This is a genomic window from Gabonia massiliensis (assembly GCF_001403595.1).
Classification (GTDB): Bacteria; Bacteroidota; Bacteroidia; order Bacteroidales; family Coprobacteraceae; genus Coprobacter; species Coprobacter secundus.
In genome coordinates this window covers 320,112-335,238 of record NZ_LN877939.1, presented here as the reverse complement: position 1 = coordinate 335,238, position 15,127 = coordinate 320,112, and the positions used below count along the sequence as shown (strand labels likewise).

12 protein-coding genes, 1 tRNA gene and 2 pseudogenes are annotated in these 15,127 nt (G+C 38.2%); 1 reads left to right on the top strand and 14 read right to left on the bottom strand.

Annotated features, from left to right (window positions below; genetic code table 11):
• Positions 1–64 precede the first annotated feature (64 nt).
• The 5 genes from BN2628_RS06280 to BN2628_RS06260 all read right to left on the bottom strand — a co-directional run bounded on the left by BN2628_RS06280 (position 65) and on the right by BN2628_RS06260 (position 7,569).
• Positions 65–832, bottom strand: coding sequence for a TIGR03915 family putative DNA repair protein (locus BN2628_RS06280; RefSeq protein WP_021931562.1), 768 nt, complete (start codon positions 830–832; stop codon positions 65–67).
• On the bottom strand, positions 829–2,094 hold the full coding sequence (locus BN2628_RS06275; protein WP_021931563.1) for a putative DNA modification/repair radical SAM protein: 1,266 nt from the start codon (positions 2,092–2,094) through the stop codon (positions 829–831). Before BN2628_RS06275 ends, BN2628_RS06280 begins: the two co-directional genes overlap by 4 nt.
• A gap of 227 nt (positions 2,095–2,321) precedes the next feature.
• Positions 2,322–4,070 (bottom strand): phospho-sugar mutase, encoded by a 1,749-nt coding sequence (locus BN2628_RS06270; RefSeq protein ID WP_021931564.1) that lies wholly within the window; start codon positions 4,068–4,070, stop codon positions 2,322–2,324.
• Between the two features lie 101 nt (positions 4,071–4,171).
• The gene (locus BN2628_RS06265; RefSeq protein ID WP_021931565.1) at positions 4,172–5,809 is read right to left on the bottom strand and encodes a dipeptidase; all 1,638 of its coding nucleotides are present in this window, start codon (positions 5,807–5,809) and stop codon (positions 4,172–4,174) included.
• Between the two features lie 53 nt (positions 5,810–5,862).
• Positions 5,863–7,569, bottom strand: a complete 1,707-nt coding sequence (locus tag BN2628_RS06260; protein WP_055096543.1) for a M23 family metallopeptidase — start codon at positions 7,567–7,569, stop codon at positions 5,863–5,865.
• 304 nt (positions 7,570–7,873) lie between these two features.
• On the opposite strand from BN2628_RS06260, the gene BN2628_RS06255 reads away from it, so the two are divergent.
• Positions 7,874–7,947 (top strand) — tRNA-Asp (locus tag BN2628_RS06255).
• Between the two features lie 78 nt (positions 7,948–8,025).
• On the opposite strand, the gene BN2628_RS17550 is transcribed toward BN2628_RS06255, so the two are convergent.
• The 9 genes and pseudogenes from BN2628_RS17550 to BN2628_RS17540 form a co-directional block, all read right to left on the bottom strand.
• Positions 8,026–8,622 (bottom strand): sugar O-acetyltransferase, encoded by a 597-nt coding sequence (locus tag BN2628_RS17550; RefSeq protein WP_055097117.1) that lies wholly within the window; start codon positions 8,620–8,622, stop codon positions 8,026–8,028.
• A 9-nt stretch (positions 8,623–8,631) separates the two neighbouring features.
• Positions 8,632–9,102, bottom strand: a pseudogene (locus BN2628_RS17770) (GNAT family N-acetyltransferase); the annotation flags it as partial.
• Between the two features lie 4 nt (positions 9,103–9,106).
• Entirely contained in the window at positions 9,107–9,517 is a 411-nt protein-coding gene (locus BN2628_RS06240) for a hypothetical protein (protein WP_055097115.1), read from the bottom strand.
• Positions 9,518–9,616: 99 nt separating this feature from the next.
• Positions 9,617–11,020: pseudogene (locus BN2628_RS06235) on the bottom strand (mobilization protein).
• Between the two features lie 226 nt (positions 11,021–11,246).
• Positions 11,247–12,206 carry a toprim domain-containing protein gene (locus BN2628_RS06230; RefSeq protein WP_055096541.1) on the bottom strand — a complete coding sequence of 320 codons (960 nt, stop codon included), beginning with the start codon at positions 12,204–12,206 and terminating at the stop codon, positions 11,247–11,249.
• A gap of 207 nt (positions 12,207–12,413) precedes the next feature.
• Positions 12,414–13,490, bottom strand: coding sequence for an AAA family ATPase (locus tag BN2628_RS06225; protein WP_055096539.1), 1,077 nt, complete (start codon positions 13,488–13,490; stop codon positions 12,414–12,416).
• Between the two features lie 14 nt (positions 13,491–13,504).
• A complete protein-coding gene (locus tag BN2628_RS06220) occupies positions 13,505–13,813 on the bottom strand; it encodes a DUF3853 family protein (RefSeq protein WP_074024026.1) in 309 nt (102 codons plus the stop codon).
• A gap of 266 nt (positions 13,814–14,079) precedes the next feature.
• A complete protein-coding gene (locus tag BN2628_RS06215) occupies positions 14,080–14,637 on the bottom strand; it encodes a hypothetical protein (RefSeq protein WP_154668413.1) in 558 nt (185 codons plus the stop codon).
• On the bottom strand, positions 14,627–15,127 hold a 501-nt coding region (locus BN2628_RS17540), incomplete at its 5' end, for a hypothetical protein (RefSeq protein WP_257606414.1). The genes BN2628_RS17540 and BN2628_RS06215, both read right to left, overlap by 11 nt.

Sequence of the window (15,127 nt, the reverse complement as noted above, 5' to 3'; positions counted from 1 at the left end):
TAGGAAAATAATAAAAAAGAGAAACAAATTATTATATGATATGGATATAAATCAGGTGTATTTTCTAATGCTTTTCGATAAGATATTTCCAGAAGCGAACGGGCATGTTTTGACGATGAAGTTTGGGATTTATACGTTCTTGTATTGTGGTTGCTTTGAAGTATTCTTTCCAAAGCTGTTGGAATAATTTCTCATCTTTATCCATGATATTTTCATTTAGTAGACCTGAAATAAATTGGATATCTTTGAGGTTATCAAAAGTTATTTCTTTTACTTCGGATAAGTCATAATAATAACCATAGTTGCGTTTCATGTCATAAATAAGCCATTTTTGGTCTTTAAATCTTCTTTTCAGATGTTCAATAACTAATGATAGGACATTATAAAGAGGTTCTATTGCAGCAAAATAAATTCCGTCAATGGTTTTTTGAAAACGAAGGAATTGAATGATTCTACCTTTTTCTTGCCCGACTTTTCTTCCTATTTTACTTATTTCGAGAACATCGGGATCTCCAAAATTTAATTCAATAGATTGTTTAGCATCTATAACTTTATGTATATATCTGAACATAATAATGTCAATATTTGGCAATTCTGAAAACCAACAGGCAGCTAAACAAGAAAGTGCTAATTTGGACAATTTATGTTGCAGACATATCCATACACGGCTCGATTTTTCATTGTCAGTATATATAGTAATTAGTTCATCATAAAACAAGGGTAGAGAATCTTTTTCGGATAAAAGAAAATCGGGGAAGCTTTTTTTAAAATAAGCGTCGAATATACAAGTTAGTAACCCTTCAAAAGTTTTATCATATATGAAAATTGTCATTCTGCTGAATCAAAAGGAATATTTAGTTGTAGGTTTCTGGGGTTGTTTTTAGGCTTGGAGATAAATAAGTTTTTGATAAAATTGGGAGACATTTCATGTATAGTTTTTGGTGGAAGTTCTCGACAAGTAATAAAATATTGAGCTTTTTTCATAATGATACCTATTTTTTTTAGTTGATATGTTCCCAAATTCCCGTGACGGCGCGATACAATAATCAATTTTGCAGATTTTATGCCTATTCCAGGCACTCGTAACAACATTTCATAATCAGCTCGATTAATGTCTATTGGAAAGTATTCAGGATGGCGTAAAGCCCATGATAATTTGGGATCTATGTCAAGATCCAAATCAGGGAATGTATCATTTACTATCTCGTCTACTCTGAAAGAATAGAAACGAAGCAACCAGTCAGCTTGATATAAACGATTTTCTCTTATCAATGGAGGATGCTTTAGCATAGGTAATCTCTTGTCATATTCATTAACAGGAATATATCCGGAATAGTAAACTCGCTTCATTGTTGGCTTTTGATAAAAGGCTGAAGAAAGTTGCAGGATATCTTTGTCTGTATCTGTCGTAGCTCCTATAATCATTTGTGTACTTTGTCCTGCAGGTGCAAATCGATGAGCATACCTATATTTTTTTCGTTCCTCAACACTTTGTAAAACTCCTTGTTGTATATATTGCATGGGTTCCAGTATACTTTTGAAATCTTTTTCAGGAGCTAATTGTCGTAGACTTTTTTCATTGGGAATTTCTATATTGACACTCAGTCTGTCGGCATAAAGTCCAGCTTCTTTGACCAGTTCTTGACTAGCACCTGGAATACTTTTCATATGGATGTATCCATTAAATCGGTGTATCGAACGTAGGTCTTTTATTACTTTGACAAGTCTTTCCATTGTATAGTCTGGGTTGCGCACAACTCCGGAACTTAGAAATAATCCTTCAATATAATTTCTTCTATAAAATTCAATAGTCAAATTGACCAATTCGTTCACTGAAAATGTTGCTCTTGGCAAATCATTACTTCTCCGGTTTATACAATAGGCGCAGTCATAAATGCAATTGTTGGTAAGCATTATCTTTAGTAACGAAATACATCGGCCATCCTCTGTGAAACTATGACAGATGCCCCATCCGCTGGTATCTCCGATTCCTCCTTTTTTATAGGAACGAGATACTCCACTGGAAGCACATGAAACGTCATATTTCGCAGATTCCGCTAGAATCTTTAGTTTATTGAGGACATTTGTGTTCATCCTTGATAAGGAAATAAATAGAATTGCAAAAGTAAGAATATTCTTTGGGTTTTATCTAAATTAGAATGGATTAACGATTGTGTAAATATTAATGGTTAAACGTTATAAATACAAGTTGGCTGAAGCAGAATAAAATATTATAAGGATAGAATTTTTGTCTGAGAAGATTAAGAAAAAGGAGTTGGAAATGTCCTAACTCCTTTTTCTTATAAATATTGATTTTAGAATTAAATTCCTAAGGATAATTTGACTGCTTCTATTTTTTTGTCAGCTGCAGCATCTGCCTTTTCGTAATCTTCTCGAGATTTCAATTCTCCTTTTACTTCAATATAGAACTTGATTTTAGGTTCAGTTCCTGATGGCCGGATAGAAACTTTGGTTCCATCTTCTGTAAAATATTGTAATACATTTGATGTAGTAGGCATATCAATGGTATATTTTTCATTTTCTGTGAGATCATTAGCTACCAAAGTTGCATAATCTTTGACTAAGATGACCTTAGAGCCGGCAATTTCTTTCATTGGGTTATTGCGATAATTTTTCATCATCGCCTCAATTTCTTCAGCTCCGGATTTCCCTTTGCGGACAACAGAGATACCCTTTTGTTTTGCATATCCGTAGGTTAGATAAATGTCCTGTAACATTTCATACATAGTCTTTCCATTATCTTTAGCCCAGGCTGCAATTTCAGCCATTAAAGCGCAGGCAGATACAGCGTCTTTGTCGCGAACGAAATCTTCAGCGAGGAATCCATAGCTTTCTTCACCTCCACCGATATATTTCATTTTGCCTTCATTTTCTCGTATTACGGCTGCAATCCATTTGAATCCGGTGTAACAGTCAAAATACTTCACATTGTTTTTATCGGCAATATTCTTAATCAATTCTGTAGTAACTATTGTTTTTACAATATATTCGTTTCCTGTTAGTCGTCCTAATTCCCGATACCGAGTGATAAGATAGTTTAAGAATATCATTGCAATTTGGTTACCATTAACCAAGATGAATTCGCCTTTGTCATCTTTAACAGCAATACCTATCCGGTCTGCATCTGGGTCTGAAGCTAAGACTAATTCAGCTCCTGTTTCTTGAGCTTTTTTGATAGCCATGTCTAAAGCAGCCGGTTCTTCAGGGTTGGGAGAGACCACTGTCGGAAAATCTCCACTGACTATATCTTGTTCGGGGACATGAATGATGTTACTAAATCCATATTCCTTTAAAACTGCAGGAATCAGTTTCACACCGGTACCATGTATTGGAGTATAAACAATCTTCATGTCTTTATGTCGTTCGATTGCTTCAGGGCTTAAAGATAAAGTTTTAATTCTTTCGAGGAATAATTTGTCTATTTCTTCTCCGATTATTTCTATTAAATTAGGATTACCTTTAAATTTTATATCTTCTACCGAGCGGATTTTGTTTACTTCGGCTATCGTGTTTTTATCATGAGGTGAAATCATTTGGGCTCCATCATTCCAGTACGCTTTATATCCGTTATATTCTTTAGGATTGTGTGATGCAGTAAGTATAATTCCACTTTGACATCCTAATTCGCGTATGGTAAAAGACATTTCGGGAGTAGGGCGTAAAGATTCAAAAAGGTAAACCTTGATTCCATTTGCAGAAAATATATCAGCAGAAGTTTCAGCGAATAAGCGGCTGTTATTTCGACAATCGTGTCCGATTACGACTTTGATTTGGGGTAAATCTGCAAATTCTTTTTTTAGGTAATTTGATAATCCTTGAGTAGCAGCGCCTACTGTATATATATTCATACGATTTGTTCCAGCACCCATAATACCACGCAAACCACCTGTTCCAAATTCCAGGTCTTTATAGAAAGATTCAATCAGTTCGGTTTTATCTTCATTTTCAAGCATGCGACGAACTTCGGCTTTTGTCTTTTCGTCATATCCTTGTCCTAACCAAGTCTGAGCTTTCGCTGTAACTTCTTTCAATAATGTTTCGTTTTCCATATCTAAAATGTTAGTGTATAAAATTCCTAAACGCAATATACAAATTTAATACTAATTTTTCGAAATTAATGGTTTCGATAAAGATAATTCTATTTGTAGAATTAAAATCTTACTTTTAGCCGTTCTCCCGCATCTTTGGCAACTGCTCGATAATATTCTTCCGAATACCCGGGGAATTCTGGTGATTCGGGCAATCCATAACCATTATCCATAAATTGTCCATCTCTTTCTCTCTTTATATTTCCATCCAAATATTTTACCATCAAGTATTCACCCAATTCTTTCCAGCGTGCAGTTGATCTTTGAGCTTGGGCTACACTATAAGTCGTGAGAAAACGTATAGCTGCATCTTTATCATTTTTATATAGGTCGATTGCCGCTTTCTCTATGGATGGTTGCCAAGTATTGAACTCATTTTCCAATTGTTGCTGTACTGGCCGTATATCTTTTATCATATAATTGTATCGGGCATATGCCATATTTGCTACCCAATTGTGTATCCAGAATGCAGAGGTCCATGAAAGTTTGTATAGACTGCCGTTTTTAGGATTAAAACATTCGGGAACTTCAGTGGCACTACAATAGATAGGTATATATACGCAAGTGTTGGTATCGTCTACTCCAAACCAAAGCACACCGCCGACAGCATCAGGTAACCAGTTGCGCATTTGTGCTACCAGTGTAAATCCGGTTTGTTGGGTCGCAATGGCTCTTTCTTGTGTATATTCGACACTATCTACAGTAAAAGTCATAGGGCGAAAACGATATGGGACTTTAAACGGTCCGGCGCCTACATCTTGAGTCATGTCGAAAGGAGTATTTTCAAAATGGTCGCGCATAGCGTCTTTCATGTCTTGAGCCGATAGTTTTCGATTAGGTTTTACATATAGAGGAATTGGTGTTTTGGATTCTCCGTTGATATAAGATAGGTAATCATCCATCGTATTATTGAATTTACGGAAAAATGACCAGACTCTTGCTTCACACCCACGGAGAGCTCCAAAATCAGCAGGTGCATATGCATTGGCGAAACTGAAATCTTTGTTTAGTCCATCGAAATATCCTTTTTCTCGAGCAAAAGAGATTACATCGGGAGAATAAACACAATTGTCTTTATCATCTAATGGAAATGTGTGGATACGTGCTTGATTGGCATGAGCTGAAATACAATCGTCTGGAATACGTACAGCGACCCATACGGCTCCTTTGTTATGCACACCTTTACCTATCATTTCCATTATCCATACCTCATTAGGGTCAGCAATAGAAAAAGATTCTCCGGAACTGTAATAACCATGTTTTTTTACTAAGTCTGTCATTACTTTTATGGCTTCACGAGCAGTCTTGGCTCTTTGCAATGTAATAAACATAAGGCTACCGTAATCTATTATTCCTGTAGTGTCTACCAATTCTGGACGTCCTCCCCACGTAGATTCAGTGATTGATAGTTGGTATTCATTCATGTTTCCCATAACAGCATATGTCGACTCTACTTGAGGTATATGGCCAAGAGGCTTTCCTGTATCCCATTCTTTGACTTCAAACATTGTATTTTCAGGATAATGAGCTGCAGGGATATAGACTAATGAGCCATACAGGGTGTGAGAATCTGCAGCATATGTGATGAATGTGCTACCGTCTGTTGTCGCTCCACGGCCAGCTAATAGACTGGTACAAGCGTCGGTATTTGTTATATGCCAACAACAGATTGTTGCGAATAGAATAAAGAATTTTTTCATATGTTTTATATTTTCAATTTATTTGTTTAACAGTTGTATTTGTATTTGATTGATTACCAATAAAATTCTTTTTTGTATTGTTTTATATTACCACAAGAATCTATTACCTCGAAATGTAGACTGTGTTTTTTCCCACGAACAGTGCGTGGTGTTTCTAGAGTATGCTGAGCAATTGAGGTTTTTCCATCCATTGAAAATATGACAAATTTTCCGTCAATTTCTCCTCGGAAAGATTTTATTCCACTTTGTGTATCTCCGATTCGGAGTCGAATACGTCCTGATCGTCCCCATTTTTCTGGAGTTAAAGGTGTGATTGTAGGTGGTATACTATCTACCTTAACAGTAAAGCGTCCCAAGTCTCGGACTGATACAGTTATATATCCATTTTCATAATTGCCACAAAATGCGGATTCGCCTTTTTTGCCCAATCGAGCAACGTAGTATTGTTTTTTATCTTGGATTGTATCTTTGGTAATCTGTATTTTTAAGGTTGTGTAAGTATGAAGAGGAATATTCTCTTCCCCTAATGTGTATACTGGTGAGAAATATTCGGAGTATTCATTGTTGTATCCATATTTTAAGTCGATGTTTTCATAAAGTGCTCCTTGTGGTAGTTCCCAGTATATACCTTTTCCTTTAATTATGTTTTTTTTGTGATAAGGCAAATGATATGAGTTTTGTGGAAATGTTGTGTCGGGGATATCTTGTTTACGCCCTTTTATTATCATGTTAACAACGGAAGTATTGCCGTATATGTCAGAAAGCTCATATCGAATCTGGTAGTCTTTTTCTTGTTGAATTTTGAATATACCTCGGTCTATGACATTTGTGTAAATAGGTAATTGATTTCCCGGGGCTACATATGAACGCATGTAAAATGACTTGTTATTTTTCCAGTCGGCATAATCGATAAGAGAATTTACTGCTCGGTTTACATCGAACGAAAGATCATTGATTTCAAAGGAATAGATTGGGGAATTATCAACAAATATTTTCAGCGAATAAATACCATATATGTTTGACGTATTGTTCATATAGTCGTAAGCTTTAATACCAAAGTAAATGTCACCCCAAGCTGTGAAAGTATCATTAATAATGTATTTCCCGGAAGTTTCTATAGCAGGAGTTGCTATTTTTCTATGAGAACTTCCATTGATAACACCTTTACCTTTTACAGGGTAAATCGCTATGGAACGAACGGAGGGACATTTGGTGTCAACTAATTTATTTTTAAAGTAAGGAGCAGGATTGATGAGATTTTCTGATTCTGTATGACGCATTTCGAAATGTAAATGCGGCCCTCCAGAACTTCCTGTGTTACCGCTATAAGCTACAAGTTGTCCTTGCTCTACTTTTAATTCATCTTTTTTTAAATAAAAATTTACGGAAAAACTTTCTTCTTCATATTGTTTTTGTTTCACTATTTTGTCAATATAAGGAGCAAAGCGGTCGAGATGCCCATAGACAGTAGTTATGCCAGATGGATGGTCTATATAAAGAGCTAAACCATAGCCGTAAGGTGATACGCTGATACGTGATACATATCCTTTATCAGCAGCATATATAGGTAATCCTGTTCGACCTTGAGTTTTAAAATCAAGGCCTGTGTGAAAGTGATTGTTTCTTAATTCTCCGTAATTTCCGCTTAGTAATAGAGGTATTTTTAGAGGTGATTTTATGGTAATTGTATCCTTTGCATAAATATTTGACAAGTAAGTCGGTATGATACAAAAGAAAAGAAACAATAGGGAATATTTCATAATTAAGCATTTTTTTGAGGAGATACAAAAATACGAAAAATAACAAAAGGATGAAAGTTTAGAAATTGAATATAAGGATAAAAAGGATAAAAATTAAAGAGGAAGATTATTGTTTTTTGAATAAAAAGATGTTTGTGATGAATTTTTTAAACATATTATTTTCTGCAAATCAATTTTTTAGTGGGAAAAATTTTTTTGATAAAGAAATGAGTGAAATAAAAAAACTGTAGAACTTTTGCTGAATTAAAAAATTTAATATACCTTTGCAGACGCAAAAGAGAACGGGTGCGTTCTTGTAGTAAAGGGTGCGGTAGTTCAGCTGGTTAGAATACATGCCTGTCACGCATGGGGTCGCGGGTTCGAGTCCCGTCCGCACCGCAATAAACATTGAAAATCAATGTTTTATAAAACAAACACCCGATTTTACACCCAAGAATGTAAAGTCGGGTGTTTACATTATTTAGTATCGGGATTAAGTGATTTAATTATTCTGCAAGGATTTCCAACAGCGAGACAATTTTCAGGTATGGATTTGGTCACTACACTTCCTGCACCAATTACACTTCCTTTTCCGATAGTGACCCCTGCAAGAATAATGCTTCCGCCGCCAATCCAGACGTTGTCCTCTACGGTAATAGGTAATGCCTTTGTTCTAAAAAATAATTTTCCTGAATTTTCATCCCAATTTTCGACAAACCTGTCTCCAAAATTTATCGGATGAGTAGCTGTATAAAACTGAACATTTGGGGCAATTAGCACTCTATTACCAATGTAAATATGATTTTCGTCCATCATTGTACAATTGTTGTTGATGATGGTTTGTTCACCTATAAAGATATGTTTTCCACATTGGCAAGTAAAGTTTTGCCCTACGCTTGAATGATTACCAATGCTTCCCAGCATTTTGGAGAGGATTTCTTTTCTTTCTTTTTCTACTGTTTTTATGTCATTTAGTACTGACAAATAATATTTTGTCTTGTTTATCATCATTAACACTTCTGTATCCAAGTAGTTACAATATTGTCCTGACAAAAAATGTTGGTAATTACTCATTTTTTTATTCAATTCATTTACCATTAAGAATTCCTCCAATGTTTCTTCTATTATTTTAAATCCCAACTTAAGATACATATTAACTGCATAGTTGGCTTTTTGTACAGAAAGAGATACACGATTATACCCCTTATCTTTAAGTAATGCTAACATTTCGTTCATTAAATGACTTCCAATACCTTTCTTGCGGTATTCTTTATATAAAGAAATGGAAAGGGAGGGAGTTTGGTTGTCTATATGTCCGTAATCATTCATAATCCGTACCCACACAGCACCTATTACTTTTCCTGCACAATCAGCAACCAAACAAAAATCATCTTTTTTTGTTCCAAAATCTTCAATATATATTTTTAATTCAGGTGCATTTATAACCTCTTTTGAGGGAACTTCCATTCCTTTTGGGATGAAAATAGCCTCATAAAGAAATTCTCTTAATAAGAATGTTTCCTCTTGACGTAAAGGACGAATTTTATAATTTATTGTATTACTCATATCGTTCACACTTTCGTTTCAAATCTGATACATATTGTTTCTGTTGTTTTTTCAAATACCATTTGGCAAATGGATACAACCACCATTTCTTTACAGAAATCATTTCTATAAATTGAATTTCCGTTTTTGCATCAACTTGCTTGAAATATCCAGTCCACGTACCATATAAGTTTTTGTTATCCAAATCAAATGAATATTGGCTATATGGATCAAACACTCTGACTATAAAATGTGTGATAATATCATCGCTATTTCTTTCAGTAAAATGCCTTTTATCAGAAAAGCTAATAGAAACAATATCGCTACGCCATGAATAGTCATTTAATGATGTTACAACTTTCCAAACTGTTTGTATATTACAGTTTAATGTAGCACAAATTGTTGATTTTAGCTGTTTATCCATATAATTCAGTATTATCAGTAATGCCATAAAGGTACGAAAAAGGAGCAACCAAAATGCCATTTGATTACTCCTTTCTTCTAAATTTGAGCAATTTAACAGTTACAATTTGAATCCCCTATTTTTTCTTGGTTCTTCTGTCGGTCTTCGCAAACTTTGCTGTAATTTATCAAACTGTTCCTTGAACCATTCGCCAATCGGTTGTCGGTTTATGGTCAGCATCAGCTTGCTGCCATCGGTCGGATTCTTTTCCACCTTGAAAATATCATTCTTGATGTCAAACTTCCGCCTGTGTTCTTCGGAATAAATCCTGCCATTGCACCTGATAGCCTCTTTCTTCGTCAAAAGGCTCTCTATCATTTCTTTGGTAAAGCCAATGGCTGCGCACAGTTTCTCCATACTCAGCATCTCCCTGAGCATCGGGAACCATTTGAATGCTTTTTCAAGAATAGTATTCAGCCGTGATATTTCCTTGTCTTTGGCTTCAAGTTCTTGATGGTGCATCCCTTGCAGATTGCGTATTTGCTTGCCATGCTGTTCCTGCATGTGTTACATTTGGGCTTTCAAATCATCAATTCCCTTATCCCGTTTGGCAATTTCTTGATGCAATTCTGCATTGGACTGCTCCAGCTTCTTCATTTTCCCGCTGCCGAAAAGAGAACCAACCCCGCTTACTATGACCGTAGCAGCATCGGTGGCTGCGCCTTTGAGCTTGTCCGTGCGTATCTCCGATTTCACCTGACGGAGTTCCTGCTCGGCAAGATTCACCTGTTGCTCCTTATGTCGTTTTACGGCTTCTATACGTTGCAGTTCCGCTTTCTGCTTCTCAATGATAAAATCGTTCCTCTCCAGATGTTCTTTGCCTGTTACGGCCTTTGACTGTCCACGTTCCATCAGCAGGATGTCGGATGCCAAGTTTTGCATCTCGGTCATATCCTCGTCATTGAGTTTACGGCTCTTGCCTGTATCGTGGTTCATCCAGTCGAATACGATATGCGCATGGTAATTCGGCTTGAACCATCTTTCGCCTACTTGGAAACTCTCTTTGTCCTCCGGAACAGGCTGACCGTTCAGCCAATGCCCTTCGTCTTTGTGCAGGAAGATTTGAAGCGGTGTGATGCCCCAACGCCTTTGGCATTCTTCACCAAACTTACGCACATCCTCCAGCGTGGTGTCCGGTCTGATAAGCAATACACCCTCACGGATGGGCGAGCACCCCGCTACCTTGATAATTTTTCCGTTCTTCCCTTTGCGCTCACGCTCCTTTTCCTGCATGGCACGGCCTGTCTTTTCCTTGACCATGCGTTTGATGTTCTCATAGTGCGTCTGCAATTCGGGACTGCCGAAATCCGGATTTATCCACTGCTCATTATCGGCTGTAAGTTCGGGCACGATGTAGATTTTGGACTTGCCGATGTTGCGCATATACTCGGCAGTCCTCCGGTTATGAGCCTCGCTTGATGCCACGTTGCAAGGCTTGACATGTATGCTTGATTTTGTTGCCATCTTTTCAATTTTTGATTCGGTTATTACTAATTTTGTTTGTTGCTTTCCGCTCATAACCGCAGGGGGTTCTTAGGGTTGCAACCCATAAGCGGAGTTTCCAAAGAGAGGGTCACTCTTTGGTCGGGGTTCTCAGGGGTGAAACGCCCTGAGTGGGTCATTAGGGCAAATCCCTAATCCCCTCGGGAGAGCCCACAACTACGCAAGCGAAGCGTGTAGTTATAGTGGGCTATAACCGGAAGCCTTTCGGTTTCTTGAATAATGCCCCATTCCTCTTTCTGACGGATTGCATTTGCTCTTTTCCATCAGCCATGCGCTTCTGCAAATACTCGTTCAGGTCTTTGCATCCGCAGTAGATTTGGGAAGCGTCCCGTATATACCGGGTGCTGTCGTATTCCTTGCGGATTTGCTGCAGGGCTTCCATTCCTGCACGGTCATTGTCAAAAAAGCAGTGGATACGCTCATAGCTTCCCAAGGGGTAGAGTGCCTTGGGAACATTGGCTACGGAGTTCAGCACCATGTAATCCTGCCTGTCGAAATCGGGGCATTGTGAACAGCTTTCAAGCCGCAGGGTCAGAAATGAGAGGTAGTCCATAAATCCCTCAAAAACGTAACACGTGTTCCTTTGTTCTCCCGATTGTCTGATATGGGATATTTCTTTCGGCGCGATACAGCCCTTGAAATATCGGTTGCGTATCTCATAGCCGCCCGATATGTTCGGAAACGCAACGGCGAAGTACCGCTTGCCGTTGTGCGTAAACCGTGCCTCCCTGCATTCTCTTTTCGCCAGTACAGGATTTATTCCCCTTTCCTGCAAATAAGCGAGCAAGGCAGAGGACGAAAACGGCACGATTTCCAACTGCTGGAAACTCGGCTCCGTAAAGGACTGCTTGCGAAAAGAGAAAGAGACGGGATGCACGTGCGGTGCCTGTTCCTCTATGCGTTTCAAAAGGTACGGCACGCTGTCCGTTGCATAGAGGTGCGAAGCCAGTGCGATGATGTTGCCGCCCTTGCCGAGCGCAAAATCATACCATTGGTTCCGCTCGGTGTTCACCTTGAACGATGCTTCGGTTTCCTCCCTGAACGGCGATTTGTACCAGAGATTGATGCCCTGCCGCTTCACTGGGCTATATCCCAAGCTGTGAAGATATTCCTCCAGCCTGATTTGTTTTGCTGTCTGTATGTCCATAAATGATTGTCTTTATCGGTTATCGTTTGTTTTTCTTTTCGCCAGTACCTTTTCATATAGGTTACTGGCTGTATAACCACTTCACTTTATTGTCGTATATATAGGATACGGCTTAAAGTGAAGCGGTTTGATGCTCCCCTGCAACCACTTCGCTTTATCCTAATATATAGACCCTAAGAATAAAGTGAAGTGATTGCGAGGATTGGGCTAATAGTGGAAATCCGGTTCATACCTGTACTTCCTGCCGTTTTCCTGCACTATCATCCGCTTGCTCTTCAACACAGTGATGAGTTTGACCAGCTTGTTGTCGCTTAACGGAATGCCCACCAAGGCATACGATTCTTTCAGTGCTTTGCCCAGTTCCTTATACCCGTATTCGTCCTGCAACGAGAATGCGGCTTCCAGTGCTATCCGGTGCTGCTGCTCGGAAATGTCCTTGTAGGCATCAAACCTTTCGCCTTGGGGTCTGCCGGGTGCTTTGGTTTCTGTTAGGTAGTCCTCCATCAGTTCAGGCAATGCCCTGTCATTGATGCGGAAGGCAAACGGCTCGAAATCCATCGCACGGATGTGCATGGCGGAAACCTTGCTTATGTCCCCGTTGTTCTTGTCCTTTTCCACAAGGAGGACGGTTTCCGCCTTGTTATTCAGTTCCGTGCCGATATGTCCCCTCGCGTTCTCATCGCCCTTGTTCTGGTGGAGTATCGTGTGGATATGTATCTGCCTTTCATCCGTCCACTGCATCAGCTTCGATATGATGCGTGTCGATTCGCTGGGGCTGTTGATGTCATATACCATGTCACGGATGCCGTCTATTATCACCAGACCAAGGTTTTGCGTATGGTAGATTGCCTGTTCGACAATCTTTATGCGCTGTCCAGGCGTGTACTTCCGCAAGGCAAGGAATTCAAAGTTCTCGTTGTTCCTGTCATCGGGCAGCCCGGCCATGCGCATGATGCGTCCCATCACATTCAGGCAGTGATAGGGGCTTTGCTCCGTATCCACGTAAAGCACTTTCCGTTTGGCTTCGGGCAGTTCAGCCGCATACCGGAGTACCGTGCCGTTCTTCAATGCCGCAGCCACGATAGCCGACACATTGAATGTCTTCTTGCTTTTGGCTTTGCCGATGGATGCGCTGAAATTTCCCAACGTACCGATTACGGAACCTTTCACACTGAGAATCTCGGGGGCTTTCTCGTACTTTTCCGACAGGCTCAGCCGTGAGGCTTGCCAGAGGATTACCGCCTGTTCGTCCGATATTTCCTGGATGTCTTTCATATAGTCCATAGCGATTCCTCCCGTTATTTGCGTCCGCCTGTTTTCTTCCCTGCCAGTTCAAGGGCAAGTTCTGCGTCCACGATAATCTTGCGCCCAATCTGGGTGATGGCCTTGTCTATCTTCCCGCTTTTCTTGATGCGGTTAGCAGTGGGCAGGCTGCACCCGAACAGCTTGGCTATGCCGAGTATTCCGTACACATATTTCCTGCTTGTGTCCGTTACAGGCTGCGGCTGCGCTTCCGGCTGACCGGATGCGTGCCTGCTTAACATTATGAACTCTTCGCCTGTCATCTGCCAGACGGGTTTGGATAATAATTCTTGGATATTTGTCATTGTCCAATCTAATTAGTCGTTAAACAATCAGCCCTGCGCACTGGCTGTTATTTCTGTTCTCGAACGATGCAAAATTAGATATGGATACGGGTGGTAAGGATGTGGATAATATAATCAAGTATCGCTGTATCTTGTTGAATATCAGAAAATAAAAATACCACTCAAAAATTAATTTGAGTGGTAAAAGTGGAACTTTCGTAAAATATCAATGTGTATCATAGATTCATAGCAAAAACATGTTTGCTATGGCTTGTCATAATTTATAATCACTCAAGATTATATTTGAATCTAATATTTAAAATTTCTCTCATTTTGTTTATTTGTTCTAGTGTTACTTTGTTTAATTCTTTTCTTGGAATTTTCAATTTACGCATCTTGCTCTTTACGATTTTAACCAATGTTTTTTCCCATTTGGAATCAATGCCAGTATCAGGAATTTCTATTATAATATGATTACTTACTTGAGAAACTTTTTCACCTTTATGTCCATAAGCGATTCTTAGACCTCTTGATTGAAAAATAGCATCAATAATGGAGTAATGATTTTTCAAAGAAAATGCAATGCTAAAATTATAATCTATAGGTTTATAGAATCTTATATTTAATATCCATCTATCGGAGCTAAATAATGTTCCACCCCACTGCACTTCAACATCTCCCATGGATGTATTAGAATGCAATTTAATAATTTCTTTAATATAATCATCTTCTTCAGAACTGATTACTATAGAAGGTATTAGTCGTCCATCTGCGTAATCTCGATTAGCAAATAATCCTTCTTCATTTATATTATATATTGGTGCTGATATTTTTTTAATCATCATAATGAATCTCTTTAATTAATAAACACTCGGCTTTTGATGTGTTATTTTCTCCATCTCGAATAATTATTCTATACTTCTCAATGCGTTTATGTTTCAAGATTTCTGGCATTTGGAAAATAATCCAACCATATTTCATATCTTTAGGTTCTAACTGAATACTATTGTCAAATTTGTCTATTTGAGAATGGTATTTTTTATGAAACAATTTTTTGTCATGGGATAGTTTTATTGTTCTTGTAATACCATTTTCTAAATAATCCATTTCTAATTTTGGGATAACTGTATTTCTATTAGAAGATTTATTTATTATCATAATACAGAACAAAACATTTATGCTTTTTGAAGAGTTATATGATAATCTATAACAATTTTCCAAATATACTGATAGATTTGGTTTTTTAGAAATAAAATCTTCTTTGTTTTTCCTATGGTTTTGAATTGCGATTATTACTTGTATTATTGTAGCAATCAGTGCAATAGCACTGATTGC

Coding starts and splice junctions, on each gene's coding strand:
- BN2628_RS06280 (WP_021931562.1), bottom strand. CDS start 832: ATGACAATTTTCATATATGATAAAACTTTTGAAGGGTTACTAACTTGT.
- BN2628_RS06275 (WP_021931563.1), bottom strand. CDS start 2,094: ATGAACACAAATGTCCTCAATAAACTAAAGATTCTAGCGGAATCTGCG.
- BN2628_RS06270 (WP_021931564.1), bottom strand. CDS start 4,070: ATGGAAAACGAAACATTATTGAAAGAAGTTACAGCGAAAGCTCAGACT.
- BN2628_RS06265 (WP_021931565.1), bottom strand. CDS start 5,809: ATGAAAAAATTCTTTATTCTATTCGCAACAATCTGTTGTTGGCATATA.
- BN2628_RS06260 (WP_055096543.1), bottom strand. CDS start 7,569: ATGAAATATTCCCTATTGTTTCTTTTCTTTTGTATCATACCGACTTAC.
- BN2628_RS17550 (WP_055097117.1), bottom strand. CDS start 8,622: ATGAGTAATTACCAACATTTTTTGTCAGGACAATATTGTAACTACTTG.
- BN2628_RS06240 (WP_055097115.1), bottom strand. CDS start 9,517: ATGGATAAACAGCTAAAATCAACAATTTGTGCTACATTAAACTGTAAT.
- BN2628_RS06230 (WP_055096541.1), bottom strand. CDS start 12,206: ATGGACATACAGACAGCAAAACAAATCAGGCTGGAGGAATATCTTCAC.
- BN2628_RS06225 (WP_055096539.1), bottom strand. CDS start 13,490: ATGGACTATATGAAAGACATCCAGGAAATATCGGACGAACAGGCGGTA.
- BN2628_RS06220 (WP_074024026.1), bottom strand. CDS start 13,813: ATGACAAATATCCAAGAATTATTATCCAAACCCGTCTGGCAGATGACA.
- BN2628_RS06215 (WP_154668413.1), bottom strand. CDS start 14,637: ATGATGATTAAAAAAATATCAGCACCAATATATAATATAAATGAAGAA.